At 75.8% G+C, this 15,076-nt stretch carries 15 protein-coding genes; 6 read left to right on the forward strand and 9 right to left on the reverse strand.

The window, feature by feature from the left end:
- Positions 1-4 precede the first annotated feature (4 nt).
- Positions 5-1,027 carry a porin PorA family protein gene (locus DQ239_RS01170; protein WP_158544754.1) on the reverse strand — a complete coding sequence of 341 codons (1,023 nt, stop codon included), beginning with the start codon at positions 1,025-1,027 and terminating at the stop codon, positions 5-7.
- 115 nt (positions 1,028-1,142) lie between these two features.
- Entirely contained in the window at positions 1,143-1,802 is a 660-nt protein-coding gene (locus DQ239_RS01175) for a TRIC cation channel family protein (protein ID WP_113832434.1), read from the reverse strand.
- A gap of 108 nt (positions 1,803-1,910) precedes the next feature.
- Between DQ239_RS01175 and DQ239_RS01180 the strand changes: the two genes are divergently transcribed.
- Positions 1,911-3,164 (forward strand): MFS transporter, encoded by a 1,254-nt coding sequence (locus DQ239_RS01180; RefSeq protein WP_113832435.1) that lies wholly within the window; start codon positions 1,911-1,913, stop codon positions 3,162-3,164.
- A gap of 128 nt (positions 3,165-3,292) precedes the next feature.
- Here DQ239_RS01180 and DQ239_RS01185 read toward each other — a convergent pair whose 3' ends face one another.
- On the reverse strand, positions 3,293-4,009 hold the full coding sequence (locus DQ239_RS01185) for a GAF and ANTAR domain-containing protein (RefSeq protein WP_233488612.1): 717 nt from the start codon (positions 4,007-4,009) through the stop codon (positions 3,293-3,295).
- Positions 4,010-4,433: 424 nt separating this feature from the next.
- Between DQ239_RS01185 and DQ239_RS01190 the strand changes: the two genes are divergently transcribed.
- Positions 4,434-4,796, forward strand: coding sequence for an STAS domain-containing protein (locus DQ239_RS01190; RefSeq protein WP_199582440.1), 363 nt, complete (start codon positions 4,434-4,436; stop codon positions 4,794-4,796).
- A gap of 39 nt (positions 4,797-4,835) precedes the next feature.
- Here DQ239_RS01190 and DQ239_RS01195 read toward each other — a convergent pair whose 3' ends face one another.
- The 5 genes from DQ239_RS01195 to DQ239_RS01210 form a co-directional block, all read right to left on the reverse strand.
- On the reverse strand, positions 4,836-5,867 hold the full coding sequence (locus DQ239_RS01195; protein WP_113832437.1) for an MsnO8 family LLM class oxidoreductase: 1,032 nt from the start codon (positions 5,865-5,867) through the stop codon (positions 4,836-4,838).
- Positions 5,868-6,008: 141 nt separating this feature from the next.
- Entirely contained in the window at positions 6,009-6,179 is a 171-nt protein-coding gene (locus DQ239_RS20515) for a hypothetical protein (RefSeq protein WP_199582443.1), read from the reverse strand.
- Between the two features lie 47 nt (positions 6,180-6,226).
- Positions 6,227-7,255: an LLM class flavin-dependent oxidoreductase gene (locus DQ239_RS01200; RefSeq protein ID WP_113832438.1), complete on the reverse strand. Its 1,029-nt coding sequence runs from the start codon at positions 7,253-7,255 to the stop codon at positions 6,227-6,229.
- Between the two features lie 60 nt (positions 7,256-7,315).
- Entirely contained in the window at positions 7,316-8,137 is an 822-nt protein-coding gene (locus DQ239_RS01205; protein ID WP_113832439.1) for an alpha/beta fold hydrolase, read from the reverse strand.
- 23 nt (positions 8,138-8,160) lie between these two features.
- Positions 8,161-9,672 (reverse strand): NAD(P)/FAD-dependent oxidoreductase, encoded by a 1,512-nt coding sequence (locus tag DQ239_RS01210; RefSeq protein WP_113832440.1) that lies wholly within the window; start codon positions 9,670-9,672, stop codon positions 8,161-8,163.
- Positions 9,673-9,865: 193 nt separating this feature from the next.
- On the opposite strand from DQ239_RS01210, the gene DQ239_RS01215 reads away from it, so the two are divergent.
- Entirely contained in the window at positions 9,866-12,157 is a 2,292-nt protein-coding gene (locus DQ239_RS01215; RefSeq protein WP_113832441.1) for a lysylphosphatidylglycerol synthase transmembrane domain-containing protein, read from the forward strand.
- 12 nt (positions 12,158-12,169) lie between these two features.
- On the opposite strand, the gene DQ239_RS01220 is transcribed toward DQ239_RS01215, so the two are convergent.
- Positions 12,170-12,844, reverse strand: coding sequence for an NRDE family protein (locus tag DQ239_RS01220; RefSeq protein WP_113832442.1), 675 nt, complete (start codon positions 12,842-12,844; stop codon positions 12,170-12,172).
- Positions 12,845-12,962: 118 nt separating this feature from the next.
- On the opposite strand from DQ239_RS01220, the gene DQ239_RS01225 reads away from it, so the two are divergent.
- The 3 genes from DQ239_RS01225 to DQ239_RS01235 all read left to right on the forward strand — a co-directional run bounded on the left by DQ239_RS01225 (position 12,963) and on the right by DQ239_RS01235 (position 15,075).
- On the forward strand, positions 12,963-13,172 hold the full coding sequence (locus DQ239_RS01225; protein WP_113832443.1) for a hypothetical protein: 210 nt from the start codon (positions 12,963-12,965) through the stop codon (positions 13,170-13,172).
- Positions 13,173-13,219: 47 nt separating this feature from the next.
- Positions 13,220-13,822, forward strand: coding sequence for a hypothetical protein (locus DQ239_RS01230; RefSeq protein ID WP_147251949.1), 603 nt, complete (start codon positions 13,220-13,222; stop codon positions 13,820-13,822).
- Between the two features lie 167 nt (positions 13,823-13,989).
- The gene (locus DQ239_RS01235) at positions 13,990-15,075 is read left to right on the forward strand and encodes a hypothetical protein (RefSeq protein WP_113832445.1); all 1,086 of its coding nucleotides are present in this window, start codon (positions 13,990-13,992) and stop codon (positions 15,073-15,075) included.
- Position 15,076: the final 1 nt, after the last annotated feature.

A 15,076-nucleotide genomic window follows, 5' to 3' on the forward strand; every position in this document is an offset into this window, starting at 1 on the left:
TCGGTCAGGGCGTGCGGGTCCGGGCGGCCGCGCGACGGGCCAGCAGCAGGGCCGCCACCAGCAGCAGGACGCCCAGCACGAGCAGGACGATCGGCAGGACGGTGCCGACGAGGTTCAGCAGCCGCGAGTCGTCGCCGACCTGCTCGCCGCGGGTCTCGATCGACTCGTCCGAGGAGTAGATCGCGATGGTCGCGAACGGCACGTCGACGGTGGTGATCCCGAGGTCCAGGGAGCCGGTGATCTCCTGCGTGCTGCCGCCGGCGATGGTGGCGCCGAGCTCCTGGTCGGCGTCGACGAGCGTCGTCGTCCGCGAGGTCCAGGCGATCGGGATCTCGGCGGGCAGCGAGGGCAGCACGCCGGGCAGCGCGGCCAGCAGCTCGGGGGAGACCAGGCCGTCCAGGCCGGGCGCGAGGGCGGCCAGGGTGTCCTTGGGCAGCGACGTCGGCAGCTTCAGCGCGGCCGGGTTGGCCAGCTCGCCCTCGGATACCGACTGGTACCGGTAGACGTCGCGGCCGCCGAGGGTCTCCTCGCCCTCGAAGGTCACCGGCGCGGACTGCAGGGTGTTCTGGTCCCAGTACCGGTAGGCGCCCTCGGCGGTCGAGGGGCCGATCGGGAGGGTGAACACCAGGCCCTCGGCGTCGGTGACATCCTCGGCGCCGTCCGGGGCGGGGCCGGCCTGGGCGGTCTCGCGGTCCACGGCGAAGAAGACCTCGGTGAGCGCCGGCTCGCCGTCACCCACCGTCCGCTCGTCGGCGCGGCGCACGATCTCGGTGTCGCCGTCGACGTCCTGCGCCGAGACGTTGCGGACGGCGACGATCGGGACGTCCTCGGCCAGCACCTCGGTGGCGCCGCCGGAGAGCACGGCGGGGTTGATCCCGTTGTAGGTGCCCGTGAACTCGAGGGTGACGTCGAGGTCGGCCGGCAGCTTGGTCACCGAGGGGACCACGACGAAGCGGACGACGGCGGCCGCGACGATCAGCAGCACGCCGACCACGGCGAGCACGACGGAGGAACGGGACAGTTTCACTGAGCAGACTCCGGGTTCGTACGGGCGCAAAGAAGCCAGTCTGCGCCCGTGCCGGCGGTCACAGCGGGTGCGGGTGACCGCCCGGGGCGGCCGCGGGACGCGCCCGTGACCGCCGTCACGCGGGCCCGGTGCCGCCCCGCTCCGGGTCGTCGCCGCGGCCGACGGCGCGCGGGAACGGCGCGTCGATGTCGTAGTGCACCCCCAGCATGCGGACGGCGAAGCACACCGCGGCGCCGGCGACCGCGGCGGCCGCGCCCCGGGCGTCGAGCACGTCGGCGACCACGACCACGGTGGCCCCCACCAGGGCCGGCACCGCGTACAGCCCGCTGCTCAGCACCGACGGCACCTGGCGGATCAGCACGTCGCGCAGGGTGCCGCCGCCGACGCCGGTGATGGCCCCGACGATCACCGCCTGGGCCGGGCCGAAGCCGAGATCCAGCGCCTTGAGCGCGCCGGTGACGGCGAACAGCCCCAGTCCGGCCGCGTCCAGGACGTTGATCGTCCCGTTGAGGCGGTGCAGGCGGTGCCCGGTGAGGAAGGCGAGCAGCCCGCCGGCGGCGGCCACGGCCAGGTAGCGCCAGTCGAGGAAGGTGGCCGGCGGGAGCGCGTCGAGGAAGACGTCCCGCAGCGTGCCGCCGCCCAGCGCGGTGATCATGCCCAGCGTGACGACGCCGACGATGTCCAGCCGGGTGGCCCGCAGCGCGGTGAGCGCACCGTTGAGCGCGAAGGCGAAGGTGCCGACGAGGTCGAGCACCAGCAGCGCCGTCGTCGTCATGCCGGGGAACGTAGCTCCCGCTCCGGCCGCCCCTCGCCGGTACCCGGGGGCGCAGGACGTCTAATGGTCGCGAGCCGGCGACGGGCCGGGAGGAGGGGACCACCGCGCATGAGTTCGACCCTGAGCACCGTCCTCCGGCAGATCGGGCCGTCGGTGATGCTGCCGATGCTGGTCTACGAGGTCGGGCACGGCGCGGTCATGCCGGTCATCGCGCTCACGGCCCTCGACGCCGGCGCCTCGACGACGGTGGCCGGCCTGATGCTCGCCGCGATCGGCATCGGCACGATCCTCGGCGACCTCCCCGCCGCGTGGCTCGCGAACCGGGTCGGGGAGAAGGACGCCATGCTCGCGGCGATGCTCGCCTCGGCGGTCGCGATGCTCTCGGTACTGGCCACCGACTCCGTCGCCGCCCTGGCCGTCGCGCTGCTCGTGCTCGGCGCGTGCGGAGCGACCATGCACCTGGCCCGGCAGTCCTACGTGGCCGAGGTGGTGGCCGTGCACCACCGGGCCCGCGCGATGTCGACCCTCGGCGGCATCTTCCGCATCGGCCTGTTCCTCGGCCCGTTCGTCGGCGCGGCGGTCATCTCGGTGTGGGGCACCCGCTCGGCGTTCGCCGTCGCGGTCGTGGCGTCGCTGCTGGCGGCGGTCGTCCTGGCCTTCGCGCCGGTCACCGGCGGCGTGGGGGCGGACGCGGGGGCGCACGCCGGCCCGGTCGGGGTGCGGGAGATGTTCCGGCGCCACCGGCGGCTGTTCTTCACCCTCGGCGTCGCCGTTGCGTCGATCAGCGCCGTCCGGGCAGCCCGGGTGGCGGTGATCCCGCTGTGGGCCGACCACATCGGCCTGGACGCGGCGACCACCAGCCTCATCTTCGGCATCGCGAACGCCGTCGACATGGCGCTGTTCTATCCCTCCGGCCACGTGATGGACCGGCTCGGCCGGCTGTGGATCGCCGTCCCCTGCATGGTGGTCCTGGGCCTGGGCACGCTGGCCCTGCCCCTGACCGACAGCGCGGCCGGCCTCACCGCCGTCGCGATGGTCATGGCCTTCGGCAACGGGATCGGCTCCGGGATCGTCATGACCCTCGGCGCGGACACCTCGCCTCCGGTGGACCGGCGCTCGTTCCTGGCCGTGTTCCGGCTGATGAGCGACGTGGGCCAGTCGCTGGGCCCGGTCGTCCCCGCCGCCGTCGTGACGGTCGCCACCCTCGGTCCGGGCATCGCCGTCATGGGCGGCGTCGCCCTGCTGGGCGCGGCCGGGCTCGCCCGCTGGGTGCCGAGGTACTCGAGCTACGCCACGCCGGCCATGGTGCGCGACCACCACCGCCGGCTGGCCGCGGAGCGGGACGCCGTCACCCCGGGCTGAGTCCGGCCGTGGTGACGCTCCGCTTTCCAGGTACGTAGCGACTCGGGCACGGAGGCGGCCCCACCGGCTCGTGGTTGGAACCGGTGGGGCCTGGCCGCCGGAGCCCCCCGGGCAGACCCTGGCGGTTGTCAGGAGTGGTGCGTGCCGTCGGGTGCGCCGCCGACGGTTCCAGGTCCGGGGCGGCCGACATCGCCGGGCGGTGCCGCACCGAGGAGCTCACCCGTTCGCATCAGGTGGTCGGCGATGTCGCGCACCTTCCGGTTGCTGTTCATCGACGCCCGGGCGAGCAGCTGGAACGCCCGGTCGGGGGTGAGCTGGTAGCGCTCCACCAGGACGCCCTTCGCCTGGTCGATGACCGCGCGGGACTCCAGTGCCAGCTCGAGGTTCTCGGCCTTGTCGCGGGCGCTCTGGTAGGCGTGCACATTGCCTGCCGCGATCGCGGCGTAGGGCGCGAAGCGCTCGGCCACCGCGCGGCTGTGCTCGTCGAACGCATCGGCGTCGCGGGCGTAGATGTTCATCGCCCCGGTGACGTCCTCCTCCTCGTCGATGCGCAGTGGGGTCGACAAGGAGCTCAGAGCGCCGTGCTCGACTGCCCGGATGAGGTAGTCCCGCCACCGGGGGTCGAGGCGGGCGTCGGCGACCTCCACCACCGTGCCGGTGCGGGCGGCGTGCAGACAGGGCCCGTGATCGCGCTCGTACTGGCGCTCGTCCAGCACGGTGGCCAGCCGGCCGGTGCTCGCCATCATGGTCGGCCTGTCCTTCACCAGGAGCGTGACCGACACCTCGGGCGTGCCGGGCATCACGCTCTTGCTCACGTCGGCCACCGTCTGCAGCAAGCTGTCCATCGACACCTCGCGCAAGGACAACCGCCCCAGGCGCTCCACCGCTTCGGCGCCGTTCCTGGGCTGGGGAGTCGGATTGCTGGCCATGAGACGGCCCCCGGTCTGACACCGCCGCGGCGCGGACCGCCGGCGTGAGCGGAACCGCCGTGCGGTCCGCCGCCGTGCACGCCGAGGCTTGACGCGCAGTCGCCGCGGGCGGCTCCCCGCGGTACCCCTCATGCTACTCCCGGGGCGGTCTGGCCGGCCGGCGTCGACAGGCTGCACACCACTCGATTGCGCGCTACGGTTATCCATGGGTCGAGCGCACGGCCCGCTTCGCGCGCTCTAGCTCGTCGCCCGCGGGTGCTGGGCCTGGTCTGGCGCGCATCCGAGTCGAGGACATGCCGTGCCGACGACGATGACGTCCCCTGCCCCAACCGAGCCGGCCGTGGCCGGACTCGACCTGGCTGTCGACCTGGCGGACGGGCGACTCGGGCTCAGCGGGGATCTGGACCGGGGAACCTGCGAGCAGCTGCTGGCGGTGTGCCCGTTGCTGACCCTGGCCGCCGCGCCGGTGTGGGCGGTGGACCTGGCCGGCCTGACGTTCTGCGACGCCGAGGGGCTGCGGGCACTGATCGCAGTCCGCCGCGCCGCTGCGGACGCGGGTGCAGCCGTCGTCGCGGTAGGTGCGCGCCCCTTCCTTCGAAGGCTGCTCACGCTCGCCGAGTTCGAGTGTCACACGCGCCCGGGCCAGCCCTGCGCAACCGAGGTCCCTCGTGCGGAGAGCGGGCCTGCACCGCGGAGGCGCTGACCTGATCCGGGGTGGCACCCGGCAGACCTTCCGCACGCGTCATGGGCCGAGCGCCGGCTGGAGCGGCTGGGCCGCCGGTACTGCGCCCAGCAGCCCGGCGAGGGCTGCGTCGGAGGCGGCCAGCGCGGCCCGGTCGAAGGTGCTGCTGCTCGCCACCAGCTCCGCGGCACCGGTGCGCTCGAGCAGCTCGCCCAGCCGGCTGCCGACCGAGGCCGGGGTGCCGGTGATCGCCATGGCCGCCGTCCGCTCCAGGTACTGCTGCTGCCGCGGGGTGGGGGAGGCCGCCCGCACCGCGGCCACCGGCTCCAGCGGCGGGAACGAGCCGGTGGTGCGGGACACCGCCATCGCCCAGGCCTCGGGCAGCAGCAGCTCGGCGGCCTCGGCGTCGGTGTCGGCGACCAGCACGTCGAGGCTGATCGACACCCGGGGCTCCGGCTGCTGGGCCGAGGGCCGGAAGGCGCGGCGGTAGGCGGCCAGGGCGGCTCGCCCGGGCTCGGGATCGCCCGCCACGCCCAGCAGCGGGCCGCCGACGATCGCCGGCAGCCCCAGCGCCGCGGCGACCTGCAGCCCCTGCCCGGTGGCCAGCACGTGCATCGGGACGTCGCCGGCCGGCTGCGGGCGCAGGGTGATGTCTCCGGACCCGGTGAGGAAGCCGCGCAGCTCGGCGAGGTCGGCGGCGAAGTCGCGTTCGGTCTCCCGCAGCGCGCGCCGCACCGGCGGGGTGAAGCCGGGGGAGCGGCCCAGGCCCAGGTCGACCCGGCCGGGCGCGAAGGCGGTCAGGGTGGCGAACTGCTCTGCGACCACGAGCGGCTGGTGGTGGGGGAGCATCACGCCGGCCGAGCCGAGCCGGATCGTCGACGTCGCCCCGGCGACCGCGGCCAGCAGGACGGCGGGTGCGGCGCCCGCGATGCCCGGGACGCCGTGGTGCTCGGCGACCCAGAACCGGCCGTACCCCAGCCGCTCGGCGGCGACCGCCCGGGCGACGACGCCGGTCAGCGCCGCGCCATCGGGTTCGCCGGCCCGCGTGCGGGCGCGGTCCAGCAGCGAGAGGCCTGGTCCGGGGTCGGTCACGGCTGCTGCAGCGCGGGCGGGTGGCGGGCTGTTCCGCAGCCGCCACCGGGCTCCTGGACGCCCGAACCATGCGAACTCGTGGCCATCACGGGCGGATGGCCACGAGTTCGCATGGTTCGCGGCGACGGCCTGCGCCAGGGGTCAGGCGGGCTCGGGCACCCCGTCCGCGTCGCCGCCGGGATCGTCCGGCGTCGCCTCGATCGGCGGGGGCGGGAGCTCCTCGGGTGCGTCGGGGAGCAGTTCGGCCGGGTCGTCGGGAATCGGCTGGTCGGGATCGATCTCCGGATCCGGCTCGGGCAGCGGTGACACCATGCGAGCAGTCAACCAGCGCGGCGTCCCCGGCGCACCGGTCCTGCCGGTCAGGCCCGCGGCTGCCACCCGAGGGCCGGCCCGAGGCGGGTGGCGATGTCGGTGAGGATCTGCTCGTAGTCCTCGTCGGCGAAGCTGAACGGCAGCGCGAACGCCACCTCCCGGACCTCGCGGAAGCCGGCGTGCGCGTGCAGCTGCTCCGCGATCTCCTCGGCGGTGCCGATCAGGTCCGGCGCGAACAGCATCCGGGCCGGGCCCTGCGGGCTCGCGGTGCGCGGCAGGCGCGCGGCGACGTAGGCCTCGTACTTCTCCCGCTGGGCGGGGGTGGCGCTGTCGGTCGGGATGACCACCAGGCCCTGGGAGACGCGGGCGGCGTCCCCGGCGGGGTGGGCGGCCCGGAAGGCGCGGATCTGGGCCTGCTGGAGAGCGGCGAAGTCGGGCGCGGCGCCGTCCTCGGCCTTGACCACGCTGCTGGTCAGGAAGTTCATGCTGTGCTCGCCGGCCCAGCGCGCCGAGCCCGTGCTCGCCCCGCCGTACCAGAGCCGGTCGCGCAGCCCGGCCGCCTGCGGCTGGACGCGGTCGGACCACTCCTCGACCACACCCTCGCGTCCGGCGAAGGCGCTGGCCGGCTCGCCGGCCACCAGCGCGAGCAGCCGCGCCACCCGCCCGTAGGAGAAGTCCTCGAGCTCGGCGGTGTCGGGGTACAGCGCGCCCTTGACGTCGTCCCAGTGCATCGGCGGGCCGACGCTGACCCCGGGGTTGAGCCGGCCACCGGAGAGGACGTCGACCGTGGCGAGGTCCTCGGCCAGGCGCAGCGGGTTCTCCCAGCCGAGGGGGATCACCGCGGTGCCGAGCTCGATCCGGCTGGTGCGCTGGGTGGCCGCGGCCAGGACGGCGACGGGGGAGGAGATGCCGTACTGGAGGTGCCGGTGGCGCACCCAGGCGCTGTCGAAGCCCAGCTGCTCGCCCAGCTCGATGACCCGCAGCGTGGTCTCGTGTCCGGCCCGCGGATCCGCGGCGTCGAAGGAGCCGATGGTCAGGAAGCCGAGCTTCTCCAGCGGCTGCGGAGGGACGGGCATGCGGGAGCGCTCCTTCGTCGGGTGCGGCGATCGTCCCAGCCGCCGCCCCCGGCGCGGCGTTCAGCCCTGCTTCTGCAGCGCGTAGCGGTCGAGGAAGCCGGTGACCAGCCCGACGACGTCGTCGGGGCGCTCGATGTGCACGCCGTGGCTGGACCCCGGGCCGGTGAGCAGCTCGAACTGCGCGCCCGGGATCGCGTCGGCCCCCTTCTTCGACTGCCAGGGCGGGGTCAGCAGGTCCTGCTCGCCGACGACCACCAGCGTGGGGACGTCGATGCCGCCCAGCCGGTCGGCGGTGTCGTGCGCCAGGTCGGCGTCCCACTGCTCGACGGTGACCTGCATCTGCTCCTCGGTCTGCGGGAACGCCGGCAGCATCGGCTCCAGCATCGCGGCGAAGTCGGGGTGGTCGAGCAGCTGCGGCGAGAAGGCGATGCCGGCGGTGGCCAGCGCCGCCTCCATGTCGCGGTGCGCGTAGGGCAGGCGCAGCGCCAACAGCACCGAGCGCTGGAAGCCGTCGCACTGCGCCCAGGTGCACAGCAGGACGGCGCTCGCCACCTGGTCGGGATGGCGCAGCGCCAGCTCCTGGACGACGGCGGAGCCCAGCGACCAGCCCAGGGTGTGCGCCCGGGGGATCTCCAGCGCCTCGAGCAGGGCGGAGGTGTCCTCGGCCATGGAGGCCGCCGAGATCGCGTCCTCGCCCCGGTCGCTGCCGCCCAGGCCCCGGTTGTCGAAGGCGATGACCTGGTACTTCTCGGCCAGCTTCGGGACGAGCTCGCCCCACAACGGGATCGACCCCGACGTCCCCATGACCATCAGCAGCGGGTCACCCTCGCCGCTGATCTCGTAGTTCAGCGTGACGCCGGTCCGGACGGCCGTCCGTGGCATGGCGATGCCCTCTCTGCTCGGGGTCAGCGGTAGACGAGCGACCCGTCCTCCAGGTCGGCCTTGGGCAGGATCTCCGCCTCGGCCGCGTGCTCGAGCATGTGCGTCCAGGGCTCGCGGTCGCCCTGCTTGAACATCAGGTGCTGCGAGCGCATGACGTACCCGGCGTTGAAGTTGTCCGGGTCCGACCACGGGCGCAGCTGCATGTCGGCGTCCTCGGCGCGCAGCGTGGGGACGACCATCGTGGCGTCCTTGAGCTGCATCGTCTCCATCAGCCGGACGACCAGGTCGCTGACCAGGTCCACGCGCAGCGTCCAGCTGTGCCGGAAGTAGCCGAAGACGTAGGCCATGTTCGGGACGCCGCTGATCATCAGGCCGCGCCAGGTGACGTGCTCCGGGAAGTCCACCGCCTCGCCGTCCACGGTGAAGGCGACGCCGCCCAGCACCGAGAGGTCGAAGCCCGTGGCGCTCACCACGACGTCGGCCTCGAGCTCGTCCCCGCAGCTCACCCGGATGCCGTTCTCGGTGAACGTCTCGATGGTGTCGGTGACGATCGAGGCCTTCCCCTCCCGCAGGGCGGCGAACAGGTCGCCGTCGGGGACGACCGCGATGCGCTGCTGCCACGGGCGGTAGCGCGGCGTGAGGTGCTTCTCGACGTCGAAGCCCTCGGGCAGCAGCGGCTTCATCGACTCCATGAGGAAGTCGTGCAGCTCGTCCGGCGCCTCGTGCGCCAGCCGGGCCAGCTCGTCGAACTGGGCGGAGTAGGAGCGGCGGAGGATCTCGTGCGTCCACTCGTCGGGGATGTCCAGGGCCCGCAGGGTCTCGGCCAGCTCGGTGGTCAGCGGCGGGGCGAGGAAGTACGACGGCGACCGCTGCAGCATCGTGACGTGCGCCGCCTGCCCGGCGATGGCCGGGATGAGCGTCGCGGCGGTGGACCCGGAGCCGATGACGACGACGCGCTTGCCGGTGAGGTCGAGGTCGTCGGGCCACTGCTGCGGGTGCACGACCTGACCCCGGTAGCTGTCCATGCCCAGCCACTCGGGCCGGTAGGGGCTGCCGTGGTCGTAGTAGCCCTGGCACATCCAGAGGAAGTCGGTGGTGAGGCGGAGCTCCTCCCCGGTGTCGAGCCGGGTGACCTGCACGGTCCACCGGCGGTCCTCGGTCGACCAGGAGGCCGCGGTGACCCGGTGCCGGTAGCGGATGTGCGGCGCGAGGCCGTCCTCGGCGATCACCTCGTCCAGGTACTCGAGGATTGCTGCGCCGGCGGCGATGGAGGGTCCCCGCCAGGGCTTGAACCGGTAGCCGTAGGTGAACAGGTCGCTGTCGGACCGCACGCCCGGGTACCGGTGCGTCCACCAGGTCCCGCCGGGGGCGTCCTGCGCGTCGAGGAGGACGACGGTCCGGTCGGGGAAGCGCTCCCGCAGGTGGTGGGCGGCGCCGATGCCGGAGACCCCGGCCCCGACGATCAGGACGTCGACGTGCTCCGGCGTCGGTCCGGCACCCTGCTCCGGGCGGGTGCGTTGCTCGGTCGCGGTCATCGCGGACCTCCGCTGCCAGGTGTGAGGTGGGCCACACCGTAGCCGCCCGACCCCGGGTTGGGGAGCGGTCCGGGCACGGCGGGCGAACCCGAACGGGCGCACTCGGCGTCCCGCGGCCCGGTCCCGCCGCCCGCTCGGGGATGATCGCGGCGTGAGCGGGGGGAGCGGCGTTGGGACAGCCTCCGCAGCCCGGGTGCGGCGGCCGAACGACGTCGTCCGGCTGCTCCTCGCGGCGACGGCGCTGGGCCTGCTCGTCCTGGTCACGCTCACCGCGCCGGACGCCGTCGCCACCCTGGACCGCACGCTGCCGGTGGTCGAGCGCGACCCGCTGCGGACGGTGCTGTCGGTGGCGTCGGTGGTCGCCTCGCTGGCCACCCTGGGCGTGCTGGTCACCGTGGCCGTCGACGCCGCGCGGCACCGGCGCGCGGCCCTGGTGCAGGCGCTGGTGGCGGGCGTGCTCGGGCTGGTGCTCGGCGCGGTGGGCGAGCGCGTCGGTGACGCCGCCGGGGGCGTGGTGGCCGGCGTCCTGACCGGGCCCCGGACCGATGCCGCGCTGGTGCCGGTGGTGGCCACGATCGCCTTCCTCGTCGGGGCCGACCTGCAGCGGCGCCGGCGCTGGCGGACACCCAGCCGGTGGGCGGTGCTGGCCGGGCTGGGCTGCGGCGTGGCGCTGGGCAACCTCACCCTCCAGGGGACGGTCGCGGCGGTGCTGCTGGGATCGGTGGCCGGGCTGGCCGTGCGCCTGGCGGCCGGGGTCACGCCGGCCCGCCCGCGCGACGAGGTCATCCGCGCCGAGCTGGCCCGCGCCGGTCTGCCGGTCGACCGGTTGGAGGTCGCCGAGCAGCACGCCGGGCTGGTCCGGCTCACCGGGACCGATCCCACGGGCCCCGTGTGCGTGACCGTCGTCGACCCCGACGGCCGCGGGCTGCCGCTGGTGCGACGGGCCGGGCGGATGCTCCGGTTCCGGGCCGCCGTCGTCGGCCGGCCGTCCCTGAGCCAGCGCGGGGACCTCGAACGCGAGGCCTCCAGCGCGGCCCTGGCCGCCGCCGCCGGGGTCCGCGTGCCGGCGATCGTGGCGCTGCTGGCCGTGGGCCCCGCCCTGGTGCTGGTCGAGCGCCCACTGGCCGGGACCCCGCTCCCCGAGGCGGGGGACGCCGCGGAGAAGGGCCTGGCCGCAGCCTTCGCCGCGCTGCGCCGGCTGCACGCCGTGGGGCTCGCGCACGGTGCGCTCACCCCCGACGCCGTCGTCCTCGACCCCGACGGCACGGCGGGCTTCCGCGAGATGCGTGCGGCGCAGCCGGCGGCCGGTGAGCTGCAGCGCGACCTCGACACCGTGGCCCTGCTCGTCGGCGGCGCCACCGTCGTCGGGCCCGACGCCGCGGTCGCGGCGCTCCGGAGCGGCGGCGCCGACCCCACGCCCGCGCGGGTCCCGGCGCTGCTGCAGCCGGTCGCCCTCCCCGCGGCCGTGCGGCGGGCGGTGCGCGGCACGGAGCTGCTCGCCGAGCTGCGCCGCGCGCTGACCGGGCCGGACGGCACCGTGGCCGCCGCGCCCCGCCTCGAGCGCTTCTCCCCGCGGGTCATCCTCACCGTCGGGGCGTCGACCGTCGCGGCCTTCCTGCTCGCCTCGCAGCTGTCGCAGGTGAGCATCGTCGACGAGCTGCGCGGCGCCGATCCGCTGTGGCTGCTGGTCGCGCTGGGCGGCTCCGCGCTGACCTACGTGGGCGCCGCACTCGCGCTCATCCCGTTCGTCCCGATCGCGCTGCCGCTGGTCCGCACCACGCTCGTCCAGCTGTCGACGGCGTGGCTCACGCTGGTCACCCCGCCGACGGTGGGCCACGTCGGCCTCAACATCCGCTACCTGCAGCGGGCCGGCCTGACCGTGGGCGCGGCCGCGGCCAGCGTCGCGGTGAGCCAGGTGGCCACGGTCGCCGCGACCGTCGCGCTGCTGCTCGTCGTCGGCTGGGCCAGCGGGGTGTCGACGGCGCGGCTGTCCCTGGTGCCCAGCGGGGACGTGCTGCTCGTGCTGCTGGGCGCCGTCGCCGTCGTCGGTCTGCTGGCCGCGATCGCGCCGGTGCGGCGGCTGCTGATCAGCCGGCTCGAGCCGCTGGTCCGCCAGTCGCTGCCGCAGCTGCTCGCCGCCGCCTCCGAGCCACGGCGGCTGGCCACGGCCCTGGGCGGCATCCTGCTGCAGAACGCCGGCTACGTGCTGGCGCTGGACGCCTCGCTGCGGGCCTTCGACGCCTCGCTGGCGCTGCCCACGGTCATCGGCGTCTACCTGGTCTCCTCCGCCGTCGGCTCGGTCGCGCCGACCCCGGGTGGGCTCGGCGCGGTCGAGGCGGCGCTGCTCGGCGGGCTGACCGCGACCGGCGTCCCGGTGGCTGCCGCGCTCGCGGCCGTGCTGGCCTTCCGCGTCGTCACCTTCTGGCTGCCCGCACCCCTGGGCTGGGTCGCCTTCCTCCGGCTCCAGCGGCGCCAGGCGATCTGACCGCGGGAGGGCTCAGGCGTCGAAGGCGGCGGTCTCCCAGGCGCCGGTCCAGGGCTGCCGGCTGTACTGCAGGCGCACTCGGCCGGGCCGGGCGTCGATCGTCTCGGCGAAGACGGTGCCGTACACCCGGCCCTCGCGCTCGCGGCGGACGACGAGGGCCTCGGGCCCGGGTGCCGGCTGCTGCTCCTGCACCAGGTCGCGCCAGCGGTCGGGGAACGGTGCCGCCGCGAACGTCCCGCGCCAGAGCTCGCCCTTGCGGTCCTCCGGCCCGCCCGAGGTGAACACGCGGGTCCCCTCGGGGTGCTCGCTGGCGGTCAGCGTCCCGCCGTCGTACTCCCAGCTGGTCACCCGGTCCGGCGCGACCAGCACGAGCAGGAACCCGGCCATCCCGGGCAGGGCGACGTGGTCCACCCACCCGGCGCCGTGCTGCACGCCGAGCAGGGGCAGCACGCCACGGCTCGGCGCTCCCGGCGAAGCCGGCCGCTCGTGGAAGCGGTTGAGCACCAGGGCCGTGACGCCGGTGCCGACGTCGGTGGCGCACCACGTCCCACCGGCGACGCGGTCCCGGCCGCCGACGACCGAGGGCAGCTCCGGCCACCAGCGACCGGGGTCGTCGAACTCGCGGCCGGTCAGCTCGTCGCGGACGGCGAGGATCTCGTCGGGCCCTCGCACCACCACCGTGCACATGCGGGCCATCCTGCGCGCCGGGGAGGCGGGTGCGGGCGCCGGGGCGGGACCTTCCGCTCTGGGACGCCGGCGGTCGGGGGAGGAGGCTGGGAGGGGCAGGCGCCGTCCAGGAGGCGTGATGAGCACCGACAGCGACACACCCCGGCCGACGCGCTCCGACAAGGCGCGCGCGAAGCCCGATCCGCTGCAGATGACCGCGGCGGAGAAGTGCATGGCCGAGTGGGAGGCCCGCCACGACGTGCGGGCGCGCGGCCACCGCGGCGACCCGGAGGCGGTGCAGCACTACATCGCCGCGGCCCGCTCGCGCGTGCCGAACCGCCCCCACTGAGGTTCCGCCCGGGGGCTGCGACCCCGGCGCCGTCGGGGGGAGCGCCCGTGCCCGCATCGCCGAGGACCGCGAGCAGGGGACGCCGTGCCCGGACGGCGATGCTGGCCTGCCTGCTACTGGCCGCCTGCGACGCTGGCGATCGCTCCGGCACCCTCCCGGCGGCCGCCTCGGTCGACTGGCGGGCGACCACGTACGAGCTGACCTGCGACGGCGTCGTCCCCGGCGGGTTCCGGGCACGGGTGGTCGACGGGGAGGCGCGCGTGCCCGCCGACGGCAGCCGGCCGCCCTTCTACGAGCACTACGAGGTGCGGGTCGTGGCGACGGCCGAGGGGGACGTCGACGGCGACGACGGGGGCGACACCGCCGTCCTGCTCGAGTGCTCGCCGCAGCCGTCCAACGGCATCCTCCAGGAGGTGGTCGTCCGGGCGGGGACGGGGCGGCCGCTGGGGGCGTTGCCCAGCCCGCGGACGCTCCAGGGGTCGGCGCCGCTGCCGCCGCGGTACGACTCCCTCTCGATCGAGGACGGCGAGATCGTCGCCGCCATGTCCGCGTACGCGGCATCGGACTCCCACGCCAGCGGCCCGTCGCAGCCGTTCACCGTCCGCTGGCGCCTGGGCCCGCAGGGCTTCGTGCGGGTCCTCCCGTCGTGACGCCGCGACGCCGCACCGGAACCCCGTGACATACCGGGAGGCCTGCCGCACCATCGGCCTCGACGAGTCACGGGGGAGTGCCCAGGAAGCAGCCGTTGGGCGGGGGTGACGGTCGGGTGACGGATCTCAGGACCCCCCGCGCGGCGGAGCGTCCCGCCTCGGCCCCCGTGCCGCGAGAGCCGCTCGAGTCGCCGCCGGCCGCGCGCCCCGTCGTCGTCCCCGAGGGCATCGGGCTCGGCCGGCTGCTGGCCCTGGCCCGGCCGACGCCGCCGCAGGCGCTCCTCCTCGGGCTCGACCTGCTGGAGGGACTGCTCGCCGTCGCGGCGGAGGGGCCGGTGCCCGGGGCCGTCGACGTCGTGGTCACCCCGGACGGCCGCGCGGCGCCCGGCGCGGCCGTCCGGGGACGTCCCGCGGGGCAGGTGCTCGCCGAGCTGGGCGCGGCCGCGCGCCGCCCCGGCGCCGACCCCGCGGCCGAGGGCCTGCTCGCCGAGCTCGACCTGGCCGCGGCGGAGCTGGCCGCCGACGGCGTCGGTCCCGCCGCCCGGCGGCTCCGGACGGCGGCCGGTGCGCTGGACCGCGCCCGCGTCCGTGCCGAGCTGGGCGCCCTGGCGCGGGCGGCCGCGGGGCCGGGGTCCGGCGGCTCCGGCACGCTGCCGGGTGGTGCGCGGAGGGTGACCGGACGGCCTCGGCCGCCCGACGGGGGACCCCGGGCCGGACGGGCCGGGCGGCGGATCGGGGCGTGGCTGCTGTCGCTCGTGGTGCTGGGCGCCGCCGTGGTCGCGGAGGTCGTCCTGCTCGGCGACACCATCCGCACCGACATCGAACTGCTGCTGGATGCCGGGCGCAGCGGCGAGCAGCCGGTGGACGAGCCGGAGCCCGACGGCCTCCCCGTCGTGCCGCCGGCGCCGGCCGCGGCGGGGAGCGTGACCGGCGTCGACCTGCGGGCGCTGGCGCCGTGCGCGCCCGGGACACCGTGCACCGTGCGGGTGCTCGTCGGGCTGGTGCCGTCGGCCGAGCCCCGGACGGTGGCGTGGTCCTACCGGGTCGTCGACCGGTGCACGGGGGTGTCGACGACGGTGCCGGGCGGCACCGTGGCCGTGCCGCCGCAGGCCGACCGGGCCGCGGTCGTGGCGGACGTCCCGCTGCCGGCGCTGCCCGGGCTGGCGCTCCTCGCCGTCACCGACGCGCCGGCGGTCGCGGCCTCCGCGCCGGTGGACGCCGGCTCCTGCCGCCCCGCCGGACCGGACGCCTGAG

The organism is Blastococcus sp. TF02-09, assembly GCF_003319105.1.
In the GTDB taxonomy this organism is placed as follows: Bacteria; Actinomycetota; Actinomycetes; order Mycobacteriales; family Geodermatophilaceae; genus Blastococcus.

Excerpts from the sequence above, each read along its gene's own strand:
- DQ239_RS01200 (WP_113832438.1), bottom strand. The coding sequence starts at position 7,255 with ATGCCCGTCCCTCCGCAGCCGCTGGAGAAGCTCGGCTTCCTGACCATC.
- DQ239_RS20515 (WP_199582443.1), bottom strand. The coding sequence starts at position 6,179 with ATGGTGTCACCGCTGCCCGAGCCGGATCCGGAGATCGATCCCGACCAG.
- DQ239_RS01210 (WP_113832440.1), bottom strand. The coding sequence starts at position 9,672 with ATGACCGCGACCGAGCAACGCACCCGCCCGGAGCAGGGTGCCGGACCG.
- DQ239_RS01180 (WP_113832435.1), top strand. The coding sequence starts at position 1,911 with ATGAGTTCGACCCTGAGCACCGTCCTCCGGCAGATCGGGCCGTCGGTG.
- DQ239_RS01175 (WP_113832434.1), bottom strand. The coding sequence starts at position 1,802 with ATGACGACGACGGCGCTGCTGGTGCTCGACCTCGTCGGCACCTTCGCC.
- DQ239_RS01220 (WP_113832442.1), bottom strand. The coding sequence starts at position 12,844 with ATGTGCACGGTGGTGGTGCGAGGGCCCGACGAGATCCTCGCCGTCCGC.
- DQ239_RS01225 (WP_113832443.1), top strand. The coding sequence starts at position 12,963 with ATGAGCACCGACAGCGACACACCCCGGCCGACGCGCTCCGACAAGGCG.
- DQ239_RS01185 (WP_233488612.1), bottom strand. The coding sequence starts at position 4,009 with ATGGACAGCTTGCTGCAGACGGTGGCCGACGTGAGCAAGAGCGTGATG.
- DQ239_RS01205 (WP_113832439.1), bottom strand. The coding sequence starts at position 8,137 with ATGCCACGGACGGCCGTCCGGACCGGCGTCACGCTGAACTACGAGATC.